Raw genomic sequence first — 9992 nt, 5'->3', positions numbered from 1 at the left:
GATCGATATCTCTAGGTGAGCGGCGTGTGGAGTCGACGTCTACGACGGGGCCGCGGCTTGGCGTAGGTCCGTCGTCGTGGCCGGGTTATCTGTAGGAAGTCGTCGACGGTGGTGGGCTGCGCTGTGGCCCCGTTGGTTCTGGTTGGGTCCGGTCCGGCTATGACGGATGCGGTGTCGCCGCAGGGATGCGGGATTCGAGGAGTCGGCTGCGAAGTGCTTCGTTCTCGGTGCGAAGCTGCGCGAGTTGTTCGGTGAGTTCACGGTTGCGGGCGATCGCGGTGGCGAGTTTGGTGCGTAGCGATTCCAGGCTTGCCGCGCGCCCTGTTGCGGCCGTCGCCGTGGTGGTCGTGGTGGTGCGGAGGTTGGTGATGTCGTCGCGTAGTTGGCTGTGCTGGTAGAGGAAGCTGGTCGATACACCGGCGTCGCGGGCGACGTCGACGAAGGTGACGGGCTGACCGGTGTTTCGCAGTCGGGTGATCGCGCGGCGGGCGCGGGCGGTGGCGTCGGTGGTGCGGGCGGCGGCTGCTGCGGTCAGGCGTGCGGTGCGGCGTTCGCGGTCGTCGGCGCTCACTGAGGTTCCTGCGTGGTGTTCGGGTCGATTTCGCTGATCAGTTTGGAGACCTTGTCGAGCATCGCCGTGTTCAATTCGACGGCGGCTGCGTCGCCGCGCTCGTGAGCGTCGGCGGTGAGGCGTTGCAGTTGGTCGCGGTGCGCGATATGGGCGCCGAGGAAGACCCGGCCGCCGGGGTCGTGGAAGGAGCAGTCGAGGCAGGGGTTGGGCCGGAATTCGCAGCGTTGCGCCGTTGGGAGAGTGCAGAATCCGTTGGGCAGCGCGGTGGTGAACCGGGCCCGGAGCCGCTCCACGTCGGCGTCGGTGTTGGTCGTGTCTGTTGCGGCGCTGTTCCAGAATTCACGTGCTTTGCGGGCCAGGGTGTCGTCGGTGATGCGGGCGTATGCCGAGGTCATGGTGTCGCTGTGGTGGCCGAGGAAGTCGCGCACTTCTTGTTGGGTCCAGCCGTTGTTGAGCAGTGTGGTTCCGATGGTGTGCCGGAAGCGGTGCACATCGCCGCCGGAGATCGGCTCGCCGGTGATGGTCGAGGTGGTGATGCCGTGTTCGGTGAACAGTGCGGCGAGGCGGTGCCGCAGGCCGCTGGTCGACCAGGGTTGGGTGCGGCCGGCGGCGGCGTTGGACCGGGCGCCGGGGAATAGGTGCTCGGCGTCGGGGCCGTAGGTGTCGCGCACGCGGGTCTGCTGGTCGAGGACGATGGTTGCGAGGCTGTCCGGGATGGGGAATCGGCGCCAGGCCCGGGTTTTGGGCATCCAATATTCGATCCAGTAGCCCGCGTCGGAGCGGTGCAGGCAGTCGATGGGCAGGGCGACCAGTTCGGAGATGCGGCAGCCTGCCCACCGGGTGGTGGCGATCATCGACCGCAGGGTGGGGTCGGTTGCGGGGTTGTCGACGATCAGCGTGTCGACGCGTTCGATTACGTCCGGCGGGAACGGGCGGGGGCTGCGGGTCTTGCGGTGCACGTTCTCGCCTCGTCGGAGGAACACCGCCGACCCGAGAGCGGGCACGATCTGGGTGTCGTGCAGCGACTCCAGCAGGTAGGCGGCGGTATTGGCCAACCGCGCGTCCGCTTGGGTGTCCGGTCGCCGGGTCCACGCCAGGTAGTCAAGGAAGACCGGCCTGGTCACCGCGGACGGTTCCGGTGATTCGTCGTCGCGGGTGAGGAACCGGGCGAGCTGGCGGGTGGCGCGCACCCACTGGGTCAGCGTGCCCCAGGCCAGGGTGGCGGTGGTGAGCTGCCGGCGTGCGAGTTCTTTGACCGCGTCACGCAGCCACGGCACGGTCACCGTCGACCAGTCCACGGCGGTGTGTGTCGATCCGGATTGGGTGGCGTCGAGAACGAATTCGAATCCGTCTCGCCAGTGCCAGTGGTCGTCGGCCCACGGGTCCGGGTTGGTGGCGCCGTCGAGGAGTCGGAAGAAGCGCCGAATGTAGGGTGCGCACAGGGAGTCGAACGAGCTCGCGTGCGGCCAATGCTGCCGGCACAGCAGAAGCCACTCGCCGGCGGGTCGCTCGGTGAGGGAGTCGGTGATCCGGCCGTCGGCGGTGTCGATGAGCACCATCAAGAAGCGGCGGAGGCTGGTGTTGGGGGTCCAGTCGCCGCGGCGCACCTTGGTGGCGACGACGAACCGGATCTCATCGGCCGCGATCTGCGGTAGCCGCCGGAAGTCGACGATCTGGGCCGAGAGGTGGCCGCGCGGGGCGCCGACGGGTTGGGCTTCGAAGGTTGCCCATGCGGTGAAGTCGGCGGGCTGGCCGGCGCGGAACCATTGGAAGTAGTGCGCGTAGCACAATCCGCGCCGCTCGGCGCCTGCGGAGTGGGGGCCGCCCAGCCAGTACCGCTCGCTGTTGCATGCGTCGACGGCGCAGGGGTCCGCCGCCTGGCGGCGGCGGTCTCCGGCCGGTTCGACCACCTGCCACGTCGGCTGACACCACGGCCCGTCGGGTACCCGTAGCGGCGAACGGCGGCCTCTGCGCGTGGAGTCAGGGTGGGAATCAATGTTTCTCATGGCCTGCCTCGCGCTGCGGTGGCGCCCACACCAGCTGCTCGGTGCGGCGCAATCGGTCTGCCAGATCGTCGCTGGCGAGGTGGATGTAGACGTCGGCGCTGGCGGCGTGCGACTGGCCAAGCCGGGCAGCGATCTCAGCCGACGTCCATCCGGCCTTGGCCAGCGCAGTTGCGTGGGTATGGCGCAGCATGTGTGGGTGCAGCCCGTCAAGGCCCGCTACGGAGCCGATGTGCTCGATGATCTGGTAGGCGTTCGAGTACGACAGCGGCCCGCCGACCGGGGGCCGGGACAGGTTGACGAACACGTAATCGCTGTCCAGGTCGGAGATCTCACTGAGGAGGTAAGCGGCGTACAGGTCGAAGAACCGGCGGGGCGCGGCCACCGCGAATTGCGCTCGCTGCTTTGACAGCGCCCCGTTGGCGTTGTCCTCCCGGCGGCACACCTGCACTCGCTTGCGCATCGGGTCCAGGTCGGCGTGCCGTAGGCCTAACGCCTGCCCGACCCGCAGGCCCAGGTCATAGAGCGCGGAGAGCAGCAGCCGGTCGCGGTGGGTCGACGCCGCCGCCAGCAACGTCGCGAAGTCGGCCTCGAAGTCGATCAGCTGCACGGTCTCTGCCGGCTGCTTGCCCGGCCGGGTCAACCGGGAGACCGCGCTGGGGTGGCGTTGCTCGATGTGGGCCAGGAAGCTGTGTGCCCGGCGCGGGAGCCGCGACGGGTTGCGGGTCAACACCAGATCCTGCGGTCCGCGGCCTTCGACGCGGTGGAACTCGTAGAACTCGCGCACGGCCGCGCTCACCGCTTTGACCGTTCCCGGCGCCCGGCTACCGGACCGGGTCGGCAGCGGGGGCAAACCGGCCGACAGCGCCCCCACGAAATCACACAGTGCGTCGAATACTACGGCGTCCCAGTCGATTCCGCGTGCGCCCAGCCACCGGTAGAACAAGCTCAGGTGGCGCGCATACGAGCGGACGGTGTTCTGCGACCGGCCGATCGCACGCAGCCAGTGCAGGAACTGCTCGACCTCCCCGACCGGTAGGCCTGAAGCGTCTACGACCGTCCACGACGCCCGTCCGTGGATGGTCACCGGTGCCGCCTTCACTCGGCATCCCGGGTTTCCTCGGGGCGCCGGGGCCGCACCTGGATGTCGGGCCGCAGGTCTTCCTGCGGTTGGCGGGCCGGCATCGGCGCGGCTGCGGCGGTGTCGGCAGGAAGTGCCCCGGGCAGCCACTTCATGTCGCGCTTGCGCCACGTCGCGTATTGGGCCTGCACCTTGGCCATCGGAACCTCGAAGCGGTCCCAGTCGACGCCCGGCGCGCTGACCCAGATCCGGCGGATATGGGTGTCGGTGACGATGTCGTAGTCCCAGGTCAGCTCGCAATGGGTGGGATCGCCGATCAGGCCCAGGGTCGCCGAATCCTGGGTGAAGAACGCGGTCCGCCGCGGGGTGGTCGGTTCCATCTCGTTGTGGTGGATCATCATGTGCGTCTTGCCGCGGCTGTTGATCTCGGGCCAGCGGTAGGGCTTGACGACCGTGTGTCCGGGTGGATGCATGCCGCGGGTGCTCAGCCACACATCGGTGCCCGCCGCGACGGCGGCCGCAACATATGTGCCGCGCCCGAGCCCTTGCATCACGGTTCGCAGATGTGCGGAGTGCCGGGCCGACAAGGCGTTCCAGTCATCGACGGCGGCCAGCAGCATCGCCCCCACCCCGACCGCCACCTGGTTGAGCAGCCGTCGGGCCTCCTTGCGGGAGACCGGACGGTCGGGTGTGTTGGGTTGATCCATCGGAGCTGTCACGACCCCGCCTTTCAGCCGAAAACCTTGCATAGAATCGTGCGGACCGGGGTAAAGTTTGAGGCCGGAAGACACGCCGATCGCATACGGAGCAGCCGGTCTGCAGGCGTCACGGGCTGGAGTTGCGCTATCGTCACACCAGCCACACACGCCCCACGTCCGTTAGTGGGCGTGAACTGGGAAAACGCAGATCAAACGGTGTTTCTGCGCGAATTCGCGGCGGCGGCGGGCTAGTGTCGAAAGACAGCACCGAGACGGTTGGGGAGGCGATCTGTGACGGCACCGGACCCGTACGACGACGCGGCGAACAGCGTGATGGTGCAGTTGACCCGGTTGTCGCGTGGGTGGTCGAAAAAGCGCCTGGCCGACGAGGCCGGGGTGTCGGCCTCGCACGTCAGCAGGGTCGAGGCGGGGCTGCTGCCCCTGGCAGGGAAGGCCTTGCTCGACTACGCGCAGGCCATGGAATGCCGCCCGGAAGCGCTGTGCGTGCCCTTCACCCGGTCCCCGGCCCAGGGCAGCCACTTCCGGGCCAACCTGAGTGCGGCCGAGTGGAAGCGTGACCGCGTGTGGGCGCGCGCGAATCTTGTCGCGATGCGGATCGGCCGCCTGGTGTCCCGCGCCGACATCAACCCCAAGCTTGCGCTTCCCGATCTCGACCCGGCCGACTACGCCTCCGAGCTCGGAGAGATCACCGTCGCCCAGGTTCTGCGCCGCCTGTGGCGCGTCGCCGGCCCGATCCGCTCGATGACCGAATTGCTCGAAGCCGCAGGGGTGTTCGTTGTGGTCGATGGTTTCCTCGACGACGAGATCGACGCGGTGACCCTGCGAGCAAGCGAGTATCACCCGCACCTGGTGTACGTCAACGCGGCCCGGCCGCCCGACCGCATGCGGATGACGCTGGCCCACGAACTCGGCCACCTGGTCATGGATGCGATGACGCTGGTCAGCCCCGCCGAGGCCGAGCGGCGGGCCAACAGTTTCGCCGCCGAGTTCCTCGCCCCCATCGCCGACATCGGCTTTGACTTGGACCGCGTGTCAGTGCGGGCCGTGCATGAACTCGATGAGCTGCGCCTCACCTGGGGTGTGAGCGCGTCGTCGCTGGTCGTGCGGGCCCGCGAGCGAGGTGTGCTCTCCGACTACCAGTACCGCTCGATGTTCCGGCTGCTCAACGAGACCGGCCGCATGTATGGCCCCCGCCCCGGCGTGGCCGAGGAGATGCCCCGTCTCGTCGGCGACGTACTCGGCCAACTCGCGGCCGGCGGCTACACCGCCAGTGAACTCGACGACATTACGCTGCTCACCGGCGCGCAACGCGGCGCGCTCTTCGGCGTAAGCGACAGGCCCGGCGCCCGGCACCTCACGATGGTCTAAACACCGGGCGCGATCGTGGGCTGGAATCGCACCCCGGTCCGCGACGAGCAGTGGAAAGCGCCGGTCCACTGGACCAAGCAGGGGCAAGCCCTTGAGCAGGACCACGCCGCAGGCGGCCGCCGATGCCGTGTGGTGAACGACAGTGGTGGTGCGCTCGGACGGGTCGTCCTGCGGCGCAGATACCTGCGTATCTACGCCGAACTGCGGTGGCAGACCAACAACAAAGAATGCAGCACGTACCTCTGCCAGGTATCAGGCAAGAGCCGAAGCGCAAACCTGGCGGCCGCCTGGCGGCGAGCGCACAGTCTCGGCCTGACCGCTGCCGGCCGTGACGCAAAGGCGTGATAAGTCATCGGCAAACACCACACCTTGCTGACCTCCTCGCCTGGCTGGTTACGCGATGGATGATGCCGGTGGTCAACGCGATATCGCGGAGGCGGCTACTTCGGCCACCGGATCATGGTCCCGGCCTGGCTGTGCCAGTGGTTTGGTGCGCCCGGCCCGGACACCGTTGGCGATGACGACGATTTCGGCGAGTTCGTGCACCGCGACGACCGCGGCCAGGCCGAGCACACCGGTGAGGGCGAGCGGGATGAGCACTGCGATCAATCCCAGTGAGAGGCCGACGTTTTGGAGCATGATGCGCCGGGCTCGCCGCGCGTGGGCCAGGGCCTGGGTGAGGTGGCGCAGGTCTTCACCCATGAGGGCGACGTCGGCGGTTTCGATGGCCACGTCGGTGCCCATCGCACCCATCGCGATCCCCAAATCGGCGGTGGCCAGAGCGGGGGCGTCATTGACGCCATCACCGACCATGGCCGTCGAGGAGCGTTGGCGCAGTTGACCGATCAGCGCCGCCTTGTCTTCGGGCCGCAGATCGGCATGCACCGTATCGATCCCCACCTGGCGGGCCAGGGCTTGGGCGGTCGCTTGGTTGTCGCCGGTGAGCATGGCGACCTGATAGCCGCCGCGGCGCAGGTGTTCGACGACCTGGGCGGCTTCGGGCCGCAGTTCGTCGCGCACCGCGACCGCCCCAATGACCTGACCGTTGTCTTCGACCAGCACGGCGGTGGCGCCGGCGGCCTGCATGGCCGCGACGTGTTCGGACAAGGGTCCGGGGTCGAGCCAGCCGGGGCGCCCGAGCCGTAGCCGGTGGCCGTCACGGTGGCCGAGCAGTCCGGCCCCGGTCACCGCCTCCACATCCTCAGCTGGTTGGACCGGCCCCTCGGTGGCGGCGAGAATCGCTGCAGCCAGCGGGTGTTCGCTGCGGGCCTCCAACGCCGCCGCCACATCTAACACGTGGTCGCGGCTGTTGCCGTTGGTGGTGGCGACGTCGATGACGGTGGGCTGGTTGGCGGTCAGGGTGCCGGTCTTGTCTAGCGCGACGGTGCGCACCGCGCCGAGGGCTTCCAGCGCGGCGCCGCCTTTGACGAGGACGCCGAGCTTGGAGGCGGCGCCGATCGCGGCGACGACGGTGACCGGCACCGAGATGGCCAGCGCGCACGGGGAGGCGGCCACCAGCACGACCAGGGCACGTTCAATCCACACCAGCGGATCACCCAACACGGAACCGATGGCGGCGATCAGCGCGGCCGCGACCATGATCGCCGGAACAAGCGGTTTGGCGATGCGGTCGGCCAGGCGCTGGCTGGCGCCCTTGCGGGACTGCTCAGCCTCCACGATCGCCACGATGCGGGCCAACGAGTTATCAGCAGCGCTGGAGGTGACCTCGACTTCGAGCACCCCGGTGCCGTTGATCGATCCGGCGAACACATCACTGCCGGGTCCGGCCTCCACCGGAACGGATTCGCCGGTGATGGCCGAGACATCCAGTGCGGTGCGCCCCGAGGTGATGGTGCCGTCGGTCGCGACCCGTTCGCCGGGCTTGACCAGCATCCGGTCACCGACCCGCAACTCCGCTGGCGGGATGGTGATTTCGGCGCCGTCGCGCAGGACGGTGGCCTCGTCGGGCACCAGCGCCAACAACGCGCGCAGTCCCCGGCGGGTCCGGGCCAGTGAGTATTCTTCGAGGCCCTCGCTGATGGAGAACAGGAACGCCAGCATGGCGGCTTCGCCGACCTCGCCGAGGATCACCGCGCCGATGGCAGCGATCGTCATCAGCGTGCCGACCCCGATCTTGCCTTGCGCTAACCGGCGCAGCGTCGAGGGTACGAACGTGTAGGCCCCGATCGCCAACGCCAGCGCATACAGGCCGATTTCGACCACATGGGGGCCGCCGGACCAGCCGACCGCATAGCCGGCCAGCAGCACCACCCCCGCGGCTGCGGCCGCGCGTAGTTCGGTGATCTCCCAGAGCCGTTCGGGTTCCTGCTCGCCTTCGTTGCGGTCGTCGCTGCCGCAGCCGCACGCCTCGCTCATCGCGCTACCTTCCGTTCAGTCGGGTGGCCGTAGTTGGGGCACAAGGCGACGGCGTTGCCGGTCGCCTCCAACACCGCCTCGGCCTCGCGAAACATGTCCAGCAGTTCCGGCCGGGCCAGCCGATACACCGAGGCGCGGCCCTGGGGCCGGAAATCCACCAGCCCACAGTCGCGCAGGCACGCCAGATGCGACGACACCGTCGATTGCGCCAATCCCAACTCACCGGTCAGATCCACCACCCGAGCCTCACCACCAGCTAGGCGGCGGGCGATCGCCAACCGGGTGGGATCGGACAGACTGTGAAACAACGCCACCGCCCCCGCCAACTCGTCGCGCGATGCACTCGGCGGCGCAGCACCCATACTTTTCATCGACATATCGCGATGATAGCCTACAACCTAGATTGATCGGAATTAGTCGATGACAGCGCTTGCGATTGATGAAGGCTGAGGTGGCGCGGTGAAGCTCAACACCATCGAACGGGCAGCGATGAACAACCCGATTCGGGCTGCCCATCAACACCATCGGGAAGCCGCATGGTTTCGCCGCCTCGCCGGTGGCGACCTCACCGGCCAGGACGTACTCGAGACCGGCTGCGGACGAGGTGTCGGCTCCGAAGTCATCCTCGACCGGCTCCAGGCCCGCCACGTCACCGCATTCGACCTCGACGACACCATGGTCGAGCTCGCCCGCAAACGCCTCCATCACAGGCCCGTATCCCTGTCAGTCGGCGATGTCTGCGACATCCATCAGCCGACCGCCAGCCACGACACCGTCGTTGACTTCGGCATCATCCACCACGTCCCGCACTGGCAGCTGGCCGTCGCCGAGATCGCCCGAGTGTTGCGCCCCGGTGGGCTGCTGTTGTTCGAGGAAGTTCCACGCCGCATGCTCGACACCTGGGCGTTCCGCACATTCACCGTGCACCCACGCGAAAACCGCTTCGAGTCAGACGAATTCGCCGCTGAACTGGCCCGCCACGGCCTGCACGGCACCGCCCGCATCGAACACCACCTTCGCGGGCTCCTCTTCATCGGGGCCGCCCGAAAGATCTGACCTGCCACCCCCGCGACCACGAAAGCCGACCACGATGTCCGCGATGTACGCCATCATCGCCTTGCTCCTCGTCGCGGCTTTCTGGCTGCTCGACGGCTACGTGCGAGCCCGTATTCAACGCCATCGCACCGGCGACAGCGGCATCCGCATCCCTCGCACACCCAAACAGTGGTGGGCCCGAGGAACCCTGGCCTCCGGCATGCTGCTGCCCGGCATCGCCGCCCCCATCGCCGAACTGCTGGGCCTGCAGCCAGTGCCACTGTTGGACCACGGGCCCAGCCGCGTCGCCGGCATCATGCTCGCCGCACTGGGCGTGTTCGCCGCGTTCGGCGCCCAACGCGCAATGGGATCTTCGTGGCGCACCACTGTCGACCCCACCGAACGCCCGCCACTGGTCACCACCGGCATTTTCGCGATCGTGCGCAACCCCATCTACACGTCGATCAACGTCATGGTTATCGGACTAACCTTTGCGGTTCCCAACGGTATTGCACTCGCCGGCGTCGTGATGATCATCATCGGTAGTCAACTGCAGGTCCGCCTGATCGAAGAGCCCTACCTCACCGCCACCCACGGCCAGGCCTACCGCGACTACTGTGAGGCTGTCGACCGGTTCCTGCCCGGCATCGGGCGGATCAGACGGGCGTAGTGTCACCGCCGGCCGTACCGACCAAAGGTGGAGCCACGGGGAATCGAACCCCGATTTGAGCCTTGCAAAGGCCCCGTTCTACCGTTGAACTATGGCCCCGTCATGGATATGACCGTGGCGGTATCACCGCTGGTCACACCCACTTTCATCTACCTCTCCTAGAGATAAG

General features: G+C 67.9%; 10 protein-coding genes and 1 tRNA gene. 4 read left to right on the top strand and 7 right to left on the bottom strand.

From position 1 onward, the window contains the following. Window positions 1-157: 157 nt before the first annotated feature. From QXH22_RS30420 to QXH22_RS30405, 4 genes are all read right to left on the bottom strand, one after another. A complete protein-coding gene (locus tag QXH22_RS30420; RefSeq protein WP_016895229.1) occupies window positions 158-571 on the bottom strand; it encodes a DUF6262 family protein in 414 nt (137 codons plus the stop codon). Beyond that, window positions 568-2481, bottom strand: a complete 1914-nt coding sequence (locus QXH22_RS30415; RefSeq protein ID WP_016895228.1) for a tyrosine-type recombinase/integrase — start codon at window positions 2479-2481, stop codon at window positions 568-570. Before QXH22_RS30415 ends, QXH22_RS30420 begins: the two co-directional genes overlap by 4 nt. 82 nt (window positions 2482-2563) lie before the next feature. Next, on the bottom strand, window positions 2564-3661 hold the full coding sequence (locus QXH22_RS30410; RefSeq protein WP_231752584.1) for a tyrosine-type recombinase/integrase: 1098 nt from the start codon (window positions 3659-3661) through the stop codon (window positions 2564-2566). An 11-nt stretch (window positions 3662-3672) separates the two neighbouring features. Then, complete coding sequence (locus tag QXH22_RS30405; RefSeq protein ID WP_231752585.1) at window positions 3673-4374, bottom strand: hypothetical protein; 702 nt, start codon at window positions 4372-4374, stop codon at window positions 3673-3675. A 270-nt stretch (window positions 4375-4644) separates the two neighbouring features. On the opposite strand from QXH22_RS30405, the gene QXH22_RS30400 reads away from it, so the two are divergent. Next, on the top strand, window positions 4645-5742 hold the full coding sequence (locus QXH22_RS30400) for an XRE family transcriptional regulator (RefSeq protein WP_016895225.1): 1098 nt from the start codon (window positions 4645-4647) through the stop codon (window positions 5740-5742). Between the two features lie 15 nt (window positions 5743-5757). Further along, window positions 5758-6087, top strand: a complete 330-nt coding sequence (locus tag QXH22_RS30395; protein ID WP_016895224.1) for a hypothetical protein — start codon at window positions 5758-5760, stop codon at window positions 6085-6087. Between the two features lie 72 nt (window positions 6088-6159). Here the strand turns inward: QXH22_RS30395 and QXH22_RS30390 are convergent, their stop codons facing one another. Together QXH22_RS30390 and QXH22_RS30385 are read right to left on the bottom strand one after the other, a co-directional pair. Further along, a complete protein-coding gene (locus QXH22_RS30390; RefSeq protein WP_016895223.1) occupies window positions 6160-8118 on the bottom strand; it encodes a cation-translocating P-type ATPase in 1959 nt (652 codons plus the stop codon). Beyond that, window positions 8115-8495: a metalloregulator ArsR/SmtB family transcription factor gene (locus QXH22_RS30385; protein WP_082658790.1), complete on the bottom strand. Its 381-nt coding sequence runs from the start codon at window positions 8493-8495 to the stop codon at window positions 8115-8117. Before QXH22_RS30385 ends, QXH22_RS30390 begins: the two co-directional genes overlap by 4 nt. A gap of 82 nt (window positions 8496-8577) precedes the next feature. Between QXH22_RS30385 and QXH22_RS30380 the strand changes: the two genes are divergently transcribed. Both QXH22_RS30380 and QXH22_RS30375 read left to right on the top strand, forming a co-directional pair. Next, the gene (locus tag QXH22_RS30380) at window positions 8578-9174 is read left to right on the top strand and encodes a bifunctional 2-polyprenyl-6-hydroxyphenol methylase/3-demethylubiquinol 3-O-methyltransferase UbiG (protein ID WP_016895220.1); all 597 of its coding nucleotides are present in this window, start codon (window positions 8578-8580) and stop codon (window positions 9172-9174) included. Window positions 9175-9208: 34 nt separating this feature from the next. Further along, entirely contained in the window at window positions 9209-9823 is a 615-nt protein-coding gene (locus tag QXH22_RS30375; RefSeq protein WP_016895219.1) for an isoprenylcysteine carboxylmethyltransferase family protein, read from the top strand. 28 nt (window positions 9824-9851) lie between these two features. On the opposite strand, the gene QXH22_RS30370 is transcribed toward QXH22_RS30375, so the two are convergent. Then, a tRNA-Ala gene (locus tag QXH22_RS30370) sits at window positions 9852-9922 on the bottom strand. Window positions 9923-9992: the final 70 nt, after the last annotated feature.

Origin of the sequence: Mycobacterium sp. TY814 (genome assembly GCF_030755175.1) — a bacterium.
In the GTDB taxonomy this organism is placed as follows: domain Bacteria; phylum Actinomycetota; class Actinomycetes; order Mycobacteriales; family Mycobacteriaceae; genus Mycobacterium.
The sequence above is the reverse complement of the archived record's forward strand: the minus strand, read 5'-3'. Positions and strand labels throughout refer to the sequence as shown.

Excerpts from the sequence above, each read along its gene's own strand:
- QXH22_RS30390 (WP_016895223.1), bottom strand. The coding sequence starts at position 8,118 with ATGAGCGAGGCGTGCGGCTGCGGCAGCGACGACCGCAACGAAGGCGAG.
- QXH22_RS30385 (WP_082658790.1), bottom strand. The coding sequence starts at position 8,495 with ATGTCGATGAAAAGTATGGGTGCTGCGCCGCCGAGTGCATCGCGCGAC.
- QXH22_RS30375 (WP_016895219.1), top strand. The coding sequence starts at position 9,209 with ATGTCCGCGATGTACGCCATCATCGCCTTGCTCCTCGTCGCGGCTTTC.